The sequence below is a fragment of the Cupriavidus sp. BIC8F genome (genome assembly GCF_032465815.1).
Taxonomy (GTDB): domain Bacteria; phylum Pseudomonadota; class Gammaproteobacteria; order Burkholderiales; family Burkholderiaceae; genus Cupriavidus; species Cupriavidus necator.
In genome coordinates, this window is record NZ_CP136095.1 from 1273443 (window position 1) to 1290651 (window position 17209).

Genomic DNA, 17209 nt, shown 5'->3' on the forward strand with positions numbered 1-17209 from the left:
GGTAGGGCATGCCGCTCAGCTCAGCGCAAGCCCCGCGTGCGCCAGCAAGCGGCGAAACACCGCCAGGCGTGTATCGCCGGTCTCCGCCAGCCGGTCGCAGACATGGAGGTGTTCAGGCATATCGCTGTGTCCGCGCAGCGCATCCTTGCACTCCCGCTCGGAGATCTCCAGGTGGACACCGGCGAGCACCGCGCGGCCCTTGCCAACCCGTGAACTGACGATGGCGGGCGGCGTGCCATCGATATCCGCATAGACGGCCAGGACCTGCGTGTCGGGGCCGGGAGCGTCGCCGAAGTCAAAGCGGCAGCCGCCATGGTAGTGGGTGTATAGCGACATCGGGACATCGGTCAGGCTGTCCGTGGTGCGCAGTTTCACCGCGGCCGTGGTACGCGGCGTGCCGTCATACAGCATGCCGTCGGTAAGTTCCGGCAGCGAGCCCACTGCCACCGCGTCGACAAAGCACAGTTCGCGCGGGCCGCAGATTGCGCCCCTGGTGCCGGCGTGAAACGCCAGTTCCCGACATGCGTAGTAAGCGCCCGCGCAAATCCCGAGGTAGGCGCCACCCTGTTCGACGAAATGCCGGATGCGCGCGTTCGGGGCACCGTTCAGCATTGCACAGTAGGGAAGGTCGGCGCCCCCCGGCATGACAAACAGCACCGCCCCATCGAACAGCGTGGCGTCGTGCCGGATGTCGTCTGCCATCACCGCACGGATCTCGTAGGTGCTGGCATGGAGTTGGTGCCCGATGGTCCGCATCAAGCATGCGGTCCAGTCGGAAGCGCCGGCGTCTACATAGGTCAGGATCTGGGGCCTCGGCATACCGGCATCCGTTTTTGAATAGCGAACGGGAACTCACGGGACGGCTCCGGTACCGGTCTCGGAGAGGAGGTGGGGTGATCCAAGGAACTCCTATTGTGCATCGACAAGGCACATCGTTGCCCTGAATGGATTCAAGCATAACGCTGCCGATCGGGAACAGCTCGCCTGGCGGCTAGTCGCGCAAATGCTCGTCCATGAATTTCCGGAATATTTCCATGCTGGGTGCCTCGGTTCGCCCCGCCAGGGTGAAAAAGGCATAGCGGGGGCCATCATCGACCGCTGGGGTCGTGACCAGTTCGCATAGCTTCCCTTCGGCAATCTCCGCACGCACCGCGGCGACGATGCTGAACAGTATCGCGTCGGAATCCAGCACAGCTTCGACCAGGCTCCGGACATTCTCGCACCTGAGGCTAAGGCAATGCTCCGGATCCGCGCGTGGTCCGAAGCGCTTCACCAGGTTGCGCGCGACTTCCGTGCTGAGCGGGGCGGAAGCCAGCGGATAACGCATGACATCGTCAAATGATACGGCGTCTCCGCCGGCAGCCTGTTGCACAAGCGGATGTCCTGTGCGGCAGATAAAGCGGCCCTGCAACGCGTTCAGCAGTTCGTGGCGGAGGTCCGTTGCTGGCGCCACGCTGCTCACCTCCACGATGACTGCATCAAGCGATCGCTGACGCAGCTGGATCATCAACGCATCGGAAGTACCAAGCGACACGCTGACCTGTATGCCGGGATGGTGCCTGGCCATGTATCGGAGAAACGGCGTCGCCAGCACTGCGCCCGGCCCCGCGCCCAGCCCGACGCGGATAGCACCCAGGTGGTGGTGGTGGAAGAGTTCGACGCTGCGGTGCAGTTCCGCTTCCTCGAACATGATGCGCCGGGCCCGGTTGGCAATCAGCTCCCCCAATGGGGTCAGCACATTGCGCTTGCCGTGCCGGTCGATCAGGCGGCCTCCCAGTTCGTCCTCCAGCGTCTGGATGCTCCGGCTCAGCGCGGACTGGGTCAGGTGCAGGCGTTGTGCCGCCTGGCTGAAGGACGCCATATCCGCCACCATCAGCAGATGCTTGAGATGTTTGAGATGCATTGCGCACTTTAAGATGAGATTTTCGAATAAATTTTAGACTGATTATGCATTGGACACATGGTCGATCGCCCTTTACGATCCGATTCCACAAAAACACGGATTCAGGAGACAGGCATGACCCGATTCAAGAGCGTTGGCCGCGGTTGGCTCGGCGGCATGGTTGCAGCACTGCTTTTTGCCGGGCTGGCGCCGGCACACGGCTTTCCTGACCGGCCGGTAACGCTGATGGTGCCGTTCCCGGCGGGCGGTCTCTCCGACGTTGTTGCCCGGAACCTGAACGGGTCCCTCGCCCGGCAATTCGGGCAGCCGGTCATCGTCGAGAACCTCGGGGGGGCTGGTGGAGCGATTGCCGCGCAGAAGGTCCTTCATGCACCGGCCGATGGCCACCTGCTATTGCAGGCAGGGCCCGGCGAACTCATTACTACCCCGCTGGCCAATGCCGCAATCAAATTCAGGAGCGAAGATTTCAGGCTGGTGCATATGGTCGGCACTGTCGACCTTGCCATCCTGGTGCGCAGGGATCTGCCGGTAAAGGATGTCGACGAACTTGCCGCCTATGCCGCGCAGGCAGCCAAGGCCGGCAAACCACTGACGTATGCCAGCGTCGGCATCGGCTCGCTCTATCACCTCCTCGGCGCGCACATGTCCCAGACCATCGGAGCGCCGATGACGCATGTGCCGTACAAGGGCGGCGCGCCCGTGATCCAGGACCTCGTTGGTGGAATCGTCGATATCTTCATCTCGCCGTTTGGCAAGCCTGATATCGAACGCATGCGCACCGGCCAGGTCCGGATGCTGGCCGTACTGTCGCCCACGCGCGTGGATGCAGTGAAGTCGGTGCCCAGCGTCAATGAGAGCAAGGCGCTGCGGGGCTTCAACTATTCAACCTGGGCTGGCATCTTCGTGAAGAAGGACACTGCCGAGCCTGTCGTGCAGGCGGTGCACAACGCGATTGTGCATGCGCTGGCCGACCCCTCCGTGCGCGCCAGCCTGGATGCCGCGAACCTGCCTGCTTCCAGGCCGGTGTCGCTGGCGGAAAGCCAGAAGGCCTATCAGCAGAGCATTGAACAATACCGCGGCATTGCCCGTGCCATCGGCTTGCAGCCGCAATAAGGACGCCATGCATCCCATCTTGGCCGCGCTGCGGGACAGCGCCGAAGAGTTCGTAGCAGTTCGCCGTGACCTGCACCGGCATCCGGAACTCGGCTTCGAGGAACATCGCACCAGCGACATCGTGGCCAGCCTGCTCGCCGAATGGGGCTATGAGGTCGAGCGCGGGCTGGGGACAACGGGGGTCGTCGGCCGGCTGCGACGCGGTACGGGCCACCGCAGCCTTGGCATCCGCGCCGACATGGATGCCTTGCCGATGGAGGAGTCCACAGGGCTGCCCTATGCCAGCTGCCATTCCGGCGTGATGCACGCCTGTGGGCATGACGGGCATACCACCATGCTGCTTTGCGCAGCAAGGTATCTCGCCCGGCGCGGCGACTTCAGTGGAACCCTGAACCTTATCTTCCAGCCCGCAGAGGAGGGGTTGGGCGGTGCAAAGAAGATGATGGAGGACGGACTGTTCAGGAAGTACCCTTGCGATGCCGTCTTCGCCATGCACAACGTACCGGGCACCGCATCGGGCCGTCTGCTGTTGCGTGAGGGCGCGGCGCAGGCTTCGGCCGACAACGTCACTATCACGCTGGAAGGCGTCGGCGGCCATGCGGCGATCCCGCACCACGCGGCCGACCCTGTCGTGGCCGGCGCTTCCATCGTGATGGCCTTGCAGACTATCGTGGCGCGCAATGTCGATCCGCTGCAAGCGGCGGTCATTACCGTGGGCGCGTTCCAGGCCGGTACCGTCTCCAATATCATTCCATCGCATGCCGTGCTCAGGCTGAGTGTCCGCGCACTGGACCGCGATGTGCGAGAGCGGATCGAACAGCGTGTCAGGGACCTGGTATCCGCGCAGGCGCAGAGTTATGGCGTCACGGCGCAGGTCGATTATCAGCGCGGGTATCCAGTCCTGGTGAATACGCCGGCTGAAACGGCGTTCGCGAGCCAGGTTGCCCTGGAGTTGCTGGGCCCGAGCCACGTCAACTGCCAGGCGTCGCCCATTGCCGCCAGTGAGGACTTTGCCTTCATGCTGGATGCCGTACCTGGCTGCTACCTGTGGATTGGAAACGGCGAAGGCGGAAAGGCCGGAGGCTGCTCGGTCCACAATCCCGGCTACGACTTCAATGATGGGAACATTGCTGTCGGTGCGGCGTATTGGGCCCTGCTGTGCGAACGTTTCCTCGTGGACTAAACGCTGCCGACCCTGGTGCAAAGATGCCCCTTCGTTCCAGGCTGGTGGTGTAGCCACGCACACTCAGCCGCTTGCAAGCCACTCCACGGCAAGGACCGGACTAATAAATCCTGGCTGGTCAATCGCGCGACGCTCGTTCGCTTCCACTTCGCCACCGATCCGCCTGGAACTGTCTGGCGACCGTCGAAATGCTGCTCGATTTCGGAAAGTCGATGAAATGATCAGAAAGTGCCTTGGATGACGCTATGCGAGCGCATACAAGGCATGGCGTTTCGTTTTTGGACAAGGCGTAGTGCGCCGTTTGCGACAGTTCATGGTTTCGCTCCTCACAAATCGTTGCTTTCCCACATACGTACTTTCACCTAATGCTGCATTGCGACAATTCCTTTGCTACAATCAGGGAAAACCCCATAAGGGTAATCCCTAAAGGAAGGACGCCATGAACACCCAATCCGATATCAAGCTGACTGACCAACTCGAACGCGAACTGATCGACCGTGAACTCGGTACGCAAAGCCTGGGCTTCGCCCACGACGTGAAGCGCGCCATTGCCTTCGTCCAGAGCGCGATCGAGCGCCTGCAGACCCAGGCCCGCAAGGCCAAGGTGGTCTACGCCAACGGCTAAAGTGTTGTTTGCAGCATAGTAGTTGCGGCCTGTTGCGGGCTGCGTTGTAGAACCGGCCATACGTGCGCCCGCCCGGGCAGACGCGGCCGGTTTTGTTTTGCCCGCGGTTTTTGCGTGCTTTGTGAATAACTTTCGCAAGGCTTGCCAGACCTTTTCGTTTGGCCGGGACCTGGCAGGGGGCTATCGTGGATGCCTTCGCAATACGCCTTCCCGACCATGCCCCCGCTTGTCCTGCTGTGCCTGCTGATCACCTATGTGGTCTGGGGCACAACCTACCTGGCGATCCGCTTTACGCTGGAGAGCTTTCCGCCGCTGTTCATGATGGGCACGCGCTTCCTGTGCGCGGGCCTGCTGCTGGCCGCGTGGCTGGCATGGCGGGGCACGCCGATGCCGTCGTGGCGGCTGTTGCGCAACTGCGCGGTGCCGGCGCTGTTCCTGCTGGTGGGCGGCATGGGCTTGACCGCGATTGCCGAGCAGACGATTTCTTCCGGTGCCACCACGGTGATGATCGGATCGATGCCGATCTTCGCGCTGATCTGGAGTGCCTGCTTCGGCAACCGGCCGAAATGGTATGAATACGTGGCGATCGCGATCGGCAGCCTGGGCATCCTGGTGCTGACCGCGGGGGCGGAATTCCGCGTCAGTACCGGGGGCGTGGTGGCGCTGATGCTGGCAGTGGCGAGCTGGTCGTTCGGCTCGCAGCTGGCGCGCCGGCTGGAGCTGCCCCAGGGCGCAGCGGCATTTGCCGCGGAGATGCTGATCGGCGGCGCGGTGCTGATGGTGCTGTCGGCGCTGCGGCAGGAGCCGTGGCCGGCATCGGTCAGCGCGCAGGCCGGCTGGGCCTGGGTCTACCTGGTGGTGGCGGGGTCGCTGGTGGCGTTCTCTGCCTATATGTACCTGGTGTCCACGGTCAGCCAGACGTTGTCGGCCAGCTATGTCTATGTGAACCCGCCGGTGGCGCTGGCGATGGGCGCATGGCTGGGCGGCGAGCAGATCGCCCCGCAGACGCTGGGTGCGGTGATGCTGATCCTGGTGGCGCTGGCCGTGCTTAGCCTGGGCACGCTGCGCACGGCGCGGGCCCAGGCGGCCTGATACTGCCGACTGCCGCCCGGCAGCTCAGCTGCCCGACTGTTCCTGGATCCAGAGCGACAGCCGCACCTTGTAGGCCTGCTGGATATGCCGGCGCGCGATCTGCTCGGCCAGTGCCGGGTCGCGCTTTTCCAGCGCCTCGACCAGCGAGATGTGTTCTTCGTAGGAGCTGCGCGCGCGCCCCGGCACCGCCAGCGTGGTGCGTCCCAGCAGTGCCATCGACTCATGCAGCGAGCGCAGCGTCTTCAGCAGGTAGCGGTTGTGGGCGCAGCGGTGCAGGGTTTCGTGGAAGAGCCGGTTGTTCAGCGCGAGCCGGTCGGGATCGTCGGCGATGGCCAGGTCACGCTCGACGATATCGCGCAGCAGCGAGATCTCCACGTCGGTGGCGTGGCGCGCGGCCAGCGCGGCGGCGGTGCCTTCCAGCACTTCGCGCATGACGTACAGCTCGCTGACCATGCTGGCGTCGAGCTGGGTGACCATCATGCCGCGGTTGGGCTCGTTGACGACCAGCCCTTCGGATTCCAGCCGCGACAGCGCTTCACGCACCGGCGTGCGCGACAGGCCCAGGGATTCGGCCAGTTCCACCTCGCGCAGCCGCGTGCCGGGGGACAGCTGGCCGGCCTGGATGGCGGCGCGCAGTTGCTGGTAGGCGCGCTCTGAGCGCGGGAGCGATGCGGCCTGGCCACTCTCGGCGGCGCCGGCGAACTCTTGAGAAATCATGTGAGGCTGGCTGATGCAGTTGGACTGTCGTAGCCAGCCATCATACCCGCTCGTGCGCGGCTGACATCACGGCGACGCAATATGGGGTAAAGCGGCCGGCGCGCGGCCGTGCCGGGCGCTTCAGCCCGCCGGCGACTGGAATGGGTGGTATTGATAGAGCCAGGTCTCGGACAGCGGCTTGCCGTTCATCCTCAGGAACAGGCGGATATCGACCGGCTGGTTGCCGTCGGCGGTCAGGTCGAACTGGGCGCGCCAGTGGCCCGGCACGCCGTTGGGCACGGCCTCGGTGAAGACATAGGAGAAGGTGCCGCGCGAGGCGGTCAGCACGGCCTCGGGTTTGACGCCGAAGGGCAGTTTTTCCAGCGGCGCGCCCTTGAACTCGACCATGAACTTGCGCACGCCCTTGGGCCGCGGCTGACCCGGCTGGCCGCCATTGCCCAGGCGCGTGGCCACGCAGCGCGCCAGCGGCGAGGGATAGGGCTCGTCGGCCTGCCAGTGCAGCCGGTAGCGCAGGCGGTAGGTGCTGCCGGCCTTGGCCGGGGCCTTGGGCACCCACATGGCGACGATGTTGTCGTGGATCTCGTCATCGGTGCGCAGCTCAACCAGCTGCACCGAACCGGCGCCCCAGCCGTCGCGCGGCTCGACCCACAGGCTCGGGCGGCGCTCATAGTTGACGCCGTCCTGGTAGTGGTCGAACAGGCGGTCGCGCTGCAGCAGCCCGAAGCCCTTCGGGTTATCGTCGGAAAACGCCGAGGCCATGGTCTGCGGCGGGTTGTTCAGCGGGCGCCAGATATGTTCGCCGGCGCCGTTCCACAGCGCCAGGCCGTCGGAATCGTGCACCTCCGGGCGCCAGTCGACGGCGGTGCCCTTGATGCCTTCAGAGAACCAGAACATCGAGGTCAGCGGCGCCAGCCCCAGCCGGCCCACATCCTTGCGCAGGAACAGCGCGCATTCCACATCCATGATCACGGCCTTGCCACGCTGCATGACGAAGCGGTAGGCGCCGGCGATGCTGGGGCCATCCAGCAGGGCATAGACCGTGACGGTGTCGCCGTTGCCCTCGGGTGTCTCGAACCAGAAATGGGTGAAGGCCGGGAATTCCTCGGACTTGCCGGCTTCGGCCACGTCGATGGCAACGCCGCGCGCGGACAGCCCGTACTGGTACAGGTCGCCGATGGCGCGGAAATACGACGCGCCGAGGAAGGCAACCCAGTCGTTCTTGCGCCAGTCGCGCGTCTTCTGGTCGCCGAAGCGGCTTTCCTGGAAGCGGAAGCCGGCAAAGCCGCTGCCCGGCGGCAGCTTGTGCGCGGGGCTGTCGGCCGGCATGTCGAAGTAGGCGTCGTCGTAGACGATCTCGCGGGCCTTGGCGGGGCCGCCCTTGGCGCGCTCGATCACGTGCATGCGCACCGGCGTGCGGAAGTACGTGCCGAGGTGGAAGAAGGTAACCGGGAACTGCCCGGGGCCATTGGCAAAGAGCGCGTCGTCGGTGCGGAAGCGGATCTTGCCGTGGGCGTCGTAGTCGATGCGGGACAGCACGTCCGCGGGCGGCGACGGGGGCGGCGCGTAGGGCTTGCCGGCCAGCGCGCGGGCGCGTTCGATCAGGGCGTCGAAACCGAACGGCTGGGCGTCGCCGAGCTTGATCCGGCTGGCTGCCAGCACCGATGGGGTAATGCCCAGTGCGGCGAGCGCGGCGGAGGCAGTGGCGGAGACCAGCAGGGTTCGGCGGTTCATCATGTGGCGAGAGCGTCCTTTTATTGTCCGGGGGTTGTGCAGAACTGTAAGAGACGCTGTCATCCGCGAAAAGTTCGGACACCCTCTGTTACAGGCGGCCGCCCGCAGCCTGGCTGCAAGCGGCCGCCGCCGCACATCAGGCCTGCCCGCTGGCCCGGCGCCGCTGGCGCCGTTGGCGTGCCAGCATGTTCAGCCCCTCGACCGCGGCCGAGAACGCCATCGCCGTATAGATATAGCCCTTGGGCACATGGGTGCCGAGGCCCTCCGCGACCAGTGTCATGCCGATCATCATCAGGAAGGCCAGCGCCAGCATCACGATGGTCGGGTTGCGGTTGATGAAGTTGGCCAGCGGCGTGGCCGCGAACAGCATCGCCATCACCGCGGCGATCACCGCCACGAACATGATCTGCACATGCTCGGTCATGCCGACCGCGGTAATGATGCTGTCGATCGAGAACACCAGGTCCAGCACCAGGATCTGACCGATGGCCGAGGCAAAGCTCTGCACCGCCTTGGCCGTGCCGCCTTCCTCGCCTTCCTCGTCCGCCGAGACATGGTGGTGGATTTCGCGCGTGGCCTTCCAGACCAGGAAGGCGCCGCCCGCAATCAGGATGATGTCGCGCCACGACAACCCCTGGCCCAGGATGGTGAAGACCGGCTCGGTGAGCTTGACGATGAAGGCGATGGTGGCCAGCAGGCCCAGGCGCATCACCAGCGCCAGGCTGATGCCGATCTTGCGCGCCTTCTCGCGCATGGCTTCGGGCAGCTTGTTGGTCAGGATCGAGATGAAGATCAGGTTGTCGATCCCCAGCACGATTTCCATGGCCACCAGGGTGGCCAGTGCCGCCCACGCGGCGGGATCCTGCAGCAATGCCAACGACGCTTCCATGAGGGCTCCGGGTGTCAGGTTGCAGGTTGGCGCCGGACGGCGGTCCGCACGGGGCACATGCAGGCGTCATGTTAGCGCAGCGCCGCTTGCCCGCGCAGTGTGATCCGGAAAGATAAAGGTTGCTTGACGCGGTTGCCATGCGTCTCTATGGAATATAGTATGTGATATATCAAAGCATCTAAATCGAGCCATCAAGGAGACAGCAATGAAAGTGTGTATCTACGGTGCAGGCGCGATCGGCGGCTATGTCGGGGCGCAGCTGGCGCGCGCGGGGGCGGAGGTCAGCTTCGTCGCGCGCGGCCCCCATCTTGCGGCAATGCAGGAACATGGCGTCAAGCTGCAGATTGACGGCGAGGAGCGTGTGGCCAAGGTGCGATGCACCAGCGACCCGCGCGAGCTCGGGCACCAGGACTATGTGTTCATCACCCTCAAGGCGCATTCCGTGCCGGGAGTGGTGGACCAGATGCAGCCGCTGCTGGGGCCGGAAACCGCGGTCGTCACCGGCGTCAACGGCATTCCGTACTGGTACTTCTACAAGCATGGCGGCGAGCTGGCCGGCAGCACGCTGGAAAGCGTCGATCCTGGCGGGCGCCAATGGAAGGGACTGGGGCCGGAGCGGGCCATCGGCTGCGTGGTCTATCCCGCGGCTGAGATCGTTGCGCCCGGCGTGATCAAGCATGTCTACGGCAAGAAGTTTCCGCTGGGCGAGCCGGATGGCAGCCGCTCCGCGCGCGTGACCCGGCTGAGCGAAATGATGATGGCCGCCGACCTGGACGCCCCGGTGCGCGACAACATCCGCGATGAGATCTGGCTCAAGCTGTGGGGCAACCTGTGCTTCAATCCGATCAGCGCGCTCACGCATGCCACGCTCGACGTCATCACCGCCGACCCGGCCACGCGGGCGCTGTCGCGCCAGATGATGGTGGAGGCGCAGGGCATTGCCGAGCGCTTCGGGGTGAAGTTCCGCGTCGACGTGGAGCGGCGCATCGACGGCGCCGGTGCCGTGGGCGCGCACAAGACCTCGATGCTGCAGGACCTGGAGGCCGGGCGGGCCATGGAAATCGACCCGCTGCTGACCGTGGTGCAGGAAATGGGACGCCTGGTCGCGCAGCCCACGCCGATGTGCGACGCCGTGCTGGGGCTGATCAAGCAGCGCGACACGATGGCCAAGCTGGCTGCCTGAGCGCGGCTGGAAACAGGGGATGCCGCCGGGTCAGGTATCCCCTGGCGCACGCCAGGCGCGCCAAGGTGGCGTGAGCCGGGCTTGCGAAGCGAGAAAGGCAGGGCGATAGTGATATACCATATACGACAGACCGCGCACCGCTACTGTGCCGATGCATGACAACAACGCATTGTTTGATGCGTTTTCGTAATGGGTCAGGCGTTTTTGCTAAGCTGTGCGGCAATGCGGGGGCAGCCATTCCGGCCGTCCCTGCCGCTGGTCTCACACGAGCTCATTCATGTCTGCGCAAAGCCAATCCATCGTCCAGCCCAACGGGCTGGCCTTGTCCGTGCAACCGATCAATGCCGGCGCGAGCCTGCGCGACCAGGCCTACGCCATGTTGCGCCAGGCCATCGCCGATGCTGACATCTACCAGTCGCGCGACGAGATCCGCCTCGATGAGCGGGTGCTGAGCGAGGCCATGGGTGTCAGCCGCACGCCCATCCGCGAAGCCATGACGCTGCTGGAGCAGGAAGGTTTCCTGCGCACCGTGCCCCGGCGCGGCATCTACATCATGCGCAAGACCAAGCGCGAGATCGTGGAGATGATCCAGATGTGGGCCGCGCTGGAAAGCATGGCGGCGCGGCTGGCCACGGAGAACGCCACCGATGCCGAGATCGCGCAGCTGCGCAGCATGTTCGACAGCTTCCGCGATTCCACCCCGGCCGAGCATATCGAAGAGTATTCCGACGCCAATATCGCGTTCCACCAGGCGATCGTGCAGCTGTCCAAGTCGCACATCATCATGGACACGATCCGCAATATCTTTATCCACGTGCGCGCGATCCGGAAGATGACGATCTCGCAGAGCGACCGGGCGGCGCGCTCCATCGTGGACCACCTGCGCATCATCGAGGCGCTGGAGAAGCGCGATACCGAGCTGGCCGAGCGGCTGGTGCGGCAGCACTCGCTGGACCTGGCTGACTACGTGGAACGGCACTGCGACTTCCTCGACTGAAGACGGGCGGCGGGGGTAGGGCGGCAAAACGGCGGACCTGGGTCCGCCGTTTTGCTTTTGTGCGTTTCCGGATGGCGGGCGAGCGTTTCGCGCTATGGTATGTGATATATCAATGCGAAAAAGATGCTGGCTGACTGATCCGGGATTTCACTGAGTTTCCCACTTCCGGCAGGCGAAACCGGCCGATTGCTGCATTGCATCGTCGAAATTTGTGTCGCACCGGGCAAACTCCTCTTGCTCTCCTCTGATATATCACATACCGTATGTCATCAAGAGGGCCGGAACGGACCCGAGTGAGTACGCGCCGAGCACCAGGAACCAGATCCTATACAAGTGAAACCATCGCCCGAGGAGACATCCGAAATGGAAACCAAGGCACTGCAAGGCGTTCGCATCCTGGACATGACCCACGTCCAGGCGGGCCCCTCGGCCACGCAGCTGATGGCGTGGCTGGGCGCGGACGTGATCAAGGTGGAAATGCCTGGCCGCGGGGACATTACCCGCAGCCAGCTGCGCGACGTGCCCAACGCCGACAGCCTGTACTTCACCATGCTCAACAGCAACAAGCGCAGCCTGACGCTGAACATGAAGACGCCCGAAGGCAAGGCGTTGCTCGAAGACCTGGTCCAGCGCAGCGACGTGCTGATCGAGAACTTCGGGCCGGGCGTGCTGGAGCGCGCCGGCTTTGACTGGGACCACCTGCAGGACCTGAACCCGCGGCTGGTCTATGCCTCGATCAAGGGCTTCGGCCCGGGGCCGTACGCGGACTGCAAGGCGTATGAGAACGTGGCGCAGTGCATGGGCGGTTCGGCCTCCACCACGGGCGATGCCGAAGGCGTGCCCACCGTCACCGGCGCGCAGATCGGTGATTCGGGCACGGGCGTGCATTGCGTGGTCGGCATCCTGGCCGCGCTGCTGCAGCGCGAGCACACCGGCCGCGGCCAGCGCGTGGAAGTGGCGATGCAGGACGCGGTGCTGAACCTGTGCCGCGTCAAGCTGCGCGACCAGCAGCGCCTGTCCAACGGCCCGCTGCGCGAGTACCCCAACGAAGAATTCGGCGACCACGTGCCGCGCGCCGGCAATGCCTCGGGCGGCGGCCAGCCGGGCGCGGCGCTGCGCTGCGCGCCGGGCGGCCCCAACGACTATGTCTACGTCATCATCCAGCCGCAGGGCTGGGAGCCGCTGATGCGCCTGTGCGGGCGCGAGGACCTGATCACCAATCCGGACTACGCCACGCCCGAGGCACGCCTCAAGCACCTGGCCGACTGCTTCGCCGTGATAGAGAAATGGACCGGCGGCCGCAGCAAGTTCGACGTGATGGCGGCGCTCAACGAGGTCGATGTGCCGTGCGGCCCGATCCTGTCGATGAAGGACCTGATCGAGGATGAGTCGCTGTACCAGCGCGGCTACCTGAAGGAGCTGGAGCACCCGCAACGCGGCAGCTACGTGCAGCTGGGCTGCCCGATCACGCTCTCGGCGTCACCGGTGGAGATCGAGCGTTCGCCGCTGCTGGGCGAGCATACCGAAGAGATCCTCGAGTGGCTGGGACGCTCGCCCGCGCAGATCGCCGCGATGAAGCTGGCCGGCGCGGTATGACGCAAGCCTGACGTCATTCCCGCCTGTGCGGGAATGACGATTCCGGGCGCGAGCCGCCCGCAATCCCATTTCTTCCAAGATCCTGCAACCGACATCGGAGCAGGCAGGGTCTCCCTTTGCCTGCGCAAGGAGCATGCTGTGCAAACCTGGATACGCTTTCGCCGCCCCGACGGCAGCATCGGCCATGGCCGCATCGACGAAGCCGATGGCAACCGTGTCGTCGAATATGACGGCGACGGTTTCAACGACCCCGCACCCACGGGGGCCATTCATGACCGCGCGTTGCTGACGTTGCTCGCGCCCTGTGCGCCGGGCAAGGTGGTGGCGCTGTGGAACAACTTCCATGCGCTCGCGCGCAAGCTGGAAAAGCCCGTGCCCACGCATCCGCTGTTCCTGCTCAAGCCGGCCTCGTCGCTGGCCGGGCCGGGCGATGCCGTGCTGCGCCCCAAGAGCTACGACGGCAAGATCGTCTATGAGGGCGAGCTGGGCATCGTGATCGGCAGCAAGGCGCGCAATGTATCGGTGGCTGAGGCCGGTGCGCATATCTTCGGCTACACCGTCGTCAACGACGTGACCGCGGCCGAGCTGATCACGGCCGACCCCAACTTTCCGCAGTGGACACGCGCCAAGGGCTTCGACACTTTCGGCTGCATCGGCCCGGCCATTGTCTCCGGCTTCAACTGGAAAGCCGCCAGCGTCATCACGCGGCTCGATGGCGTCGAGCGGCAGAACTACCCGCTGTCGGACATGATCTTCTCGCCCGAGGAACAGGTCAGCCGGATCTCGCAAGACCTGACGCTGATGCCCGGCGACGTGATTGCGTGCGGCACCTCGATCGGCGTGGGGTCGATGAAGGACGGTGCGGTGGTCGAGGTGGCGATCGCGGGCATTGGCTCGCTGGTCAACCACGTGCGCGGCTGAGCTGACGCCTGATTCCTACTACAAAACGGTGAATGCCATGCCAATGACGATCGGTGTGCCACGCGAAGTCCACCCGGGCGAGCGGCGCGTTGCCGCCACGCCCGATTCGGTCAGGGAACTGCTCAAGCTGGGCTACCAGGTGGTGGTGGAGACCGGGGCGGGCCAGGAAGCGTCGTTCTCCGACGCTGAATACAGCGCCGCCGGTGCGGCCATTGTCGACGCGGCCAGCCTGTGGGCCTCGGTCGACGTGGTGATCAAGGTGCGCCCGCCGCAGGTCCATCCCAGCCTGGGCGTGGAAGAGGCGGCGCTGCTGAAGAAGCATGCCACGCTGATCGGCTTTGTCTGGCCGGCGCAGCAGATGGCGATGCTGGAGCGGCTGACGCAGCGCGGCGCAACCGTGCTGGCGATGGACTGCGTGCCGCGCATCTCGCGCGCGCAGAAGCTCGATGCGCTCAGCTCGATGGCCAATATGGCGGGCTACCGCGCGGTGATCGAGGCCGCGCACGCATTTGGCCGGCCCTTTGCCGGGCAGATCACGGCCGCGGGCAAGATCCCGCCGGCGCGCGTGCTGGTGATCGGCGCGGGCGTGGCGGGGCTGGCGGCCATCGGCGCGGCGCGCAGCCTGGGGGCGGTGGTGCGTGCCTTCGATACGCGGCCGGTGGTGCGCCAGCAGATCGAAAGCCTGGGCGCCGAGTTCCTGACCGTCGAGATCGAAGAGGACGGCAACGGCAGCGGCGGCTATGCCAAGGAGATGAGCCCGGCCTTTATCGAAGCCGAGATGTGTCTCTTTGCCGAACAGGCGCGCGAGGTCGACATCATCATCACCACCGCGCTGATTCCGGGCAGGCCCGCGCCCAAGCTGCTTGAGGCCGGCACGGTGGGCCTGATGCGCGCCGGCAGCGTGGTGGTCGACCTGGCCGCTGAGCAGGGCGGCAACTGCGTGCTGACCGTGCCGGGCGAAGCGGTGCGCCAGCACGGCGTCACCATCATCGGCTACACCGACCTGCCCAGCCGCATGGCCGCGCAGGCCAGCCAGCTCTATGGCACCAATATCCGCCACCTGCTGACGGAGCTGACGCCGGGCAAGGACGGCCAGCTCGTGGTCGACATGGACGACGAGATGATCCGCGGCGCCACGGTGCTGCACCAGGGCACGGTGACCTGGCCACCGCCGCCACTGACGGTGGCGATCCCGCAGCAGCAGGCGCCGGCCGCGACGCCGCCGGTGCAGGCCGAGGCCGAGCCGCCGCGCAGCCGCACCGGCGCGACGCTGGTCGCGCTGGCCATCGCGGTGGCTGCGCTGCTGGGCCTGGGCGCGGTCGCGCCGCCGGCTTTCATGGCGCATTTCACGGTGATCGTGCTGGCGATCTTTGTCGGCTACCAGGTGGTGTGGAACGTCACCGCCGCGCTTCATACGCCGCTGATGAGCGTGACCAATGCCATCAGCGGGATCATCGTGGTGGGGGCGCTGGTGCAGCTGGGCAAGCCGTCGCTGGTGACGGCGGTGATTGCCGGCAGCGCGGTGCTGCTGGCCACCATCAATATCGCCGGCGGCTTCCTGGTGACGCAGCGCATGCTCAAGATGTTCCAGCAGGACTAGAGGGGGAGACAGGGATGCCATCCGGAATCAGCAATATCGCTTACCTGGGCGCCAGTGCGCTCTTCATCCTCAGCCTGAGCGGGCTGAGCCACCCCGGCACCGCGCGCCGCGGCAACCTGCTGGGCATCGCCGGCATGGTGATCGCGGTGCTGACCACCGTGCTGGCGGGCAGCCCGGACGGCATCGCCATCATCATCGGCGCGATGCTGGTGGGCGGCATCGCCGGTGCCATGCTGGCCAAGCGCGTGGAAATGACGCAGATGCCGCAGCTGGTGGCGGTGCTGCACAGCTTCGTCGGCCTGGCCGCGGTGCTGGTGGGCTACGCCAACTATCTGGATAGCCATGCGCTCACCGGCGCGGAGAAGGCCATCCATGAAGTGGAGACCTACCTTGGCATCCTGATCGGCGCGGTCACGTTCACGGGCTCGATCATCGCGTTCCTGAAGCTGCAGGGCACCATGGGCGGCAAGCCGATGCTGTTGCCCGGGCGGCATGCCTTGAATGCCATCGCGCTGCTGGTTTGCGTGTGGCTGGGCTATGCCTTCCTGAGCGCGCCCGACGCGCAGCAGGGGCTGGTGCCACTGGCGGCGATGACGGTGATTGCGCTGCTGGTCGGCGCGCACCTGGTGCTGGCCATCGGCGGCGCCGACATGCCGGTGGTGGTGTCGATGCTCAACAGCTATTCCGGCTGGGCCGCGGCGGCCACCGGCTTCATGCTGGGCAACGACCTGCTGATCATCACCGGCGCGCTGGTGGGATCGAGCGGAGCCATCCTCAGCTACATCATGTGCAAGGCGATGAACCGTAAGTTCCTGTCGGTGATCCTGGGCGGCTTCGGCGCGGTGCAGGCGCAGGGCGCGGCGACCGAGCAGGGCGAGGTGCTGCCGGTGTCCAGCGAGGAAGTCGGCAACCTGCTCAAGGACGCCAGCGACGTGATCATCGTGCCAGGCTACGGCATGGCCGTGGCGCAGGCCCAGGGCACCATCAGCGAGATCGCGCGGCGGCTGCGGGCGCAGGGGGTCAATGTCCGCTTCGGCATCCATCCGGTGGCGGGCCGCCTGCCCGGGCACATGAACGTGCTGCTGGCCGAGGCGCGCGTGCCGTACGACATCGTGCTGGAGATGGAAGAGATCAACGACGACTTCGAGAAGGCCGACGTGGTGCTGGTGGTGGGCGCCAACGACATCGTCAACCCCGGCGCGCTGGAAGACCCAGGCAGCCCCATTGCCGGCATGCCGGTGCTGGAGGTGTGGAAGGCCCGCACCGTGGTTGTGTCCAAGCGCAGCATGGCGGCGGGCTATGCGGGCGTGGACAACCCTCTGTTCTACAAGGACAACACGCGGATGTGGTTTGGCGACGCCAAGGGCAGTGTCGACGCCTTGCTGCGGCAGTTGGAGGAAGCACCGGCCTGAGGTGAGCATTCCGGATCCGTTTGCGCTTTGTTCAAGCCAGCGTCGCCCCTTGCTGTTGCGGGGCGACGCTGGCTATTGCTGCTTGTACGGACCGAAGGCATCTGGTCGGGCGCCGGACCATGGACGAGCCGCTATGGAGGCCCGCCAGGCGATTCATGCCGGTTCAGTCTTATATAAATGATCGTGAATAGATACGATAAAAAACTTTAAGACCTGTCAAATTAAGCTTCAGGTAGCATGAATCCAC

Annotated in this window: 15 protein-coding genes; 10 read left to right on the top strand and 5 right to left on the bottom strand. The window is 65.3% G+C overall.

From position 1 onward, the window contains the following. Positions 1 to 15 precede the first annotated feature (15 nt). Positions 16 to 819, bottom strand: a complete 804-nt coding sequence (locus RS901_RS26030; RefSeq protein WP_316157020.1) for a BPL-N domain-containing protein — start codon at positions 817 to 819, stop codon at positions 16 to 18. Between the two features lie 172 nt (positions 820 to 991). Further along, entirely contained in the window at positions 992 to 1903 is a 912-nt protein-coding gene (locus tag RS901_RS26035; RefSeq protein ID WP_316157021.1) for a LysR family transcriptional regulator, read from the bottom strand. Positions 1904 to 2017: 114 nt separating this feature from the next. On the opposite strand from RS901_RS26035, the gene RS901_RS26040 reads away from it, so the two are divergent. From RS901_RS26040 to RS901_RS26055, 4 genes are all read left to right on the top strand, one after another. Next, positions 2018 to 3016: a tripartite tricarboxylate transporter substrate binding protein gene (locus RS901_RS26040; protein ID WP_316157022.1), complete on the top strand. Its 999-nt coding sequence runs from the start codon at positions 2018 to 2020 to the stop codon at positions 3014 to 3016. A gap of 7 nt (positions 3017 to 3023) precedes the next feature. Further along, positions 3024 to 4199, top strand: coding sequence for a M20 aminoacylase family protein (locus RS901_RS26045; RefSeq protein WP_316157023.1), 1176 nt, complete (start codon positions 3024 to 3026; stop codon positions 4197 to 4199). 439 nt (positions 4200 to 4638) lie between these two features. Further along, positions 4639 to 4824 (top strand): hypothetical protein, encoded by a 186-nt coding sequence (locus tag RS901_RS26050; protein ID WP_114132611.1) that lies wholly within the window; start codon positions 4639 to 4641, stop codon positions 4822 to 4824. A gap of 216 nt (positions 4825 to 5040) precedes the next feature. Beyond that, positions 5041 to 5916: an EamA family transporter gene (locus RS901_RS26055; RefSeq protein ID WP_035818981.1), complete on the top strand. Its 876-nt coding sequence runs from the start codon at positions 5041 to 5043 to the stop codon at positions 5914 to 5916. A 24-nt stretch (positions 5917 to 5940) separates the two neighbouring features. Here RS901_RS26055 and RS901_RS26060 read toward each other — a convergent pair whose 3' ends face one another. From RS901_RS26060 to RS901_RS26070, 3 genes are all read right to left on the bottom strand, one after another. Next, the gene (locus tag RS901_RS26060) at positions 5941 to 6633 is read right to left on the bottom strand and encodes a GntR family transcriptional regulator (protein WP_013953340.1); all 693 of its coding nucleotides are present in this window, start codon (positions 6631 to 6633) and stop codon (positions 5941 to 5943) included. A 120-nt stretch (positions 6634 to 6753) separates the two neighbouring features. Continuing rightward, positions 6754 to 8367: a glucan biosynthesis protein D gene (locus RS901_RS26065; RefSeq protein WP_316157025.1), complete on the bottom strand. Its 1614-nt coding sequence runs from the start codon at positions 8365 to 8367 to the stop codon at positions 6754 to 6756. A 133-nt stretch (positions 8368 to 8500) separates the two neighbouring features. Continuing rightward, entirely contained in the window at positions 8501 to 9253 is a 753-nt protein-coding gene (locus RS901_RS26070) for a TerC family protein (protein WP_316157026.1), read from the bottom strand. Positions 9254 to 9458: 205 nt separating this feature from the next. Here RS901_RS26070 and RS901_RS26075 point away from each other — a divergent pair, with 205 nt between their 5' ends. From RS901_RS26075 to pntB, 6 genes are all read left to right on the top strand, one after another. Continuing rightward, on the top strand, positions 9459 to 10436 hold the full coding sequence (locus RS901_RS26075; protein WP_013953337.1) for a 2-dehydropantoate 2-reductase: 978 nt from the start codon (positions 9459 to 9461) through the stop codon (positions 10434 to 10436). Positions 10437 to 10713: 277 nt separating this feature from the next. Beyond that, on the top strand, positions 10714 to 11433 hold the full coding sequence (locus RS901_RS26080) for a GntR family transcriptional regulator (RefSeq protein WP_011617427.1): 720 nt from the start codon (positions 10714 to 10716) through the stop codon (positions 11431 to 11433). Between the two features lie 363 nt (positions 11434 to 11796). After that, positions 11797 to 13029, top strand: a complete 1233-nt coding sequence (gene frc, locus RS901_RS26085; protein ID WP_035818879.1) for a formyl-CoA transferase — start codon at positions 11797 to 11799, stop codon at positions 13027 to 13029. 138 nt (positions 13030 to 13167) lie between these two features. Next, positions 13168 to 13950, top strand: a complete 783-nt coding sequence (locus RS901_RS26090; protein WP_316157029.1) for a fumarylacetoacetate hydrolase family protein — start codon at positions 13168 to 13170, stop codon at positions 13948 to 13950. A gap of 37 nt (positions 13951 to 13987) precedes the next feature. Then, on the top strand, positions 13988 to 15550 hold the full coding sequence (locus RS901_RS26095; protein ID WP_316157030.1) for a Re/Si-specific NAD(P)(+) transhydrogenase subunit alpha: 1563 nt from the start codon (positions 13988 to 13990) through the stop codon (positions 15548 to 15550). Positions 15551 to 15564: 14 nt separating this feature from the next. After that, entirely contained in the window at positions 15565 to 16962 is a 1398-nt protein-coding gene (gene pntB / locus RS901_RS26100; protein WP_316157031.1) for a Re/Si-specific NAD(P)(+) transhydrogenase subunit beta, read from the top strand. The last annotated feature ends 247 nt before the right edge of the window (positions 16963 to 17209 follow it).

Bases quoted from the DNA above. Each gene is read 5' to 3' on its own strand.
- RS901_RS26030 (WP_316157020.1), bottom strand. From the start codon at position 819: ATGCCGAGGCCCCAGATCCTGACCTATGTAGACGCCGGCGCTTCCGAC.
- RS901_RS26035 (WP_316157021.1), bottom strand. From the start codon at position 1,903: ATGCATCTCAAACATCTCAAGCATCTGCTGATGGTGGCGGATATGGCG.
- RS901_RS26040 (WP_316157022.1), top strand. From the start codon at position 2,018: ATGACCCGATTCAAGAGCGTTGGCCGCGGTTGGCTCGGCGGCATGGTT.
- RS901_RS26045 (WP_316157023.1), top strand. From the start codon at position 3,024: ATGCATCCCATCTTGGCCGCGCTGCGGGACAGCGCCGAAGAGTTCGTA.
- RS901_RS26050 (WP_114132611.1), top strand. From the start codon at position 4,639: ATGAACACCCAATCCGATATCAAGCTGACTGACCAACTCGAACGCGAA.
- RS901_RS26055 (WP_035818981.1), top strand. From the start codon at position 5,041: ATGCCCCCGCTTGTCCTGCTGTGCCTGCTGATCACCTATGTGGTCTGG.
- RS901_RS26060 (WP_013953340.1), bottom strand. From the start codon at position 6,633: ATGATTTCTCAAGAGTTCGCCGGCGCCGCCGAGAGTGGCCAGGCCGCA.
- RS901_RS26065 (WP_316157025.1), bottom strand. From the start codon at position 8,367: ATGATGAACCGCCGAACCCTGCTGGTCTCCGCCACTGCCTCCGCCGCG.
- RS901_RS26070 (WP_316157026.1), bottom strand. From the start codon at position 9,253: ATGGAAGCGTCGTTGGCATTGCTGCAGGATCCCGCCGCGTGGGCGGCA.
- RS901_RS26075 (WP_013953337.1), top strand. From the start codon at position 9,459: ATGAAAGTGTGTATCTACGGTGCAGGCGCGATCGGCGGCTATGTCGGG.
- RS901_RS26080 (WP_011617427.1), top strand. From the start codon at position 10,714: ATGTCTGCGCAAAGCCAATCCATCGTCCAGCCCAACGGGCTGGCCTTG.
- frc (WP_035818879.1), top strand. From the start codon at position 11,797: ATGGAAACCAAGGCACTGCAAGGCGTTCGCATCCTGGACATGACCCAC.
- RS901_RS26095 (WP_316157030.1), top strand. From the start codon at position 13,988: ATGCCAATGACGATCGGTGTGCCACGCGAAGTCCACCCGGGCGAGCGG.
- pntB (WP_316157031.1), top strand. From the start codon at position 15,565: ATGCCATCCGGAATCAGCAATATCGCTTACCTGGGCGCCAGTGCGCTC.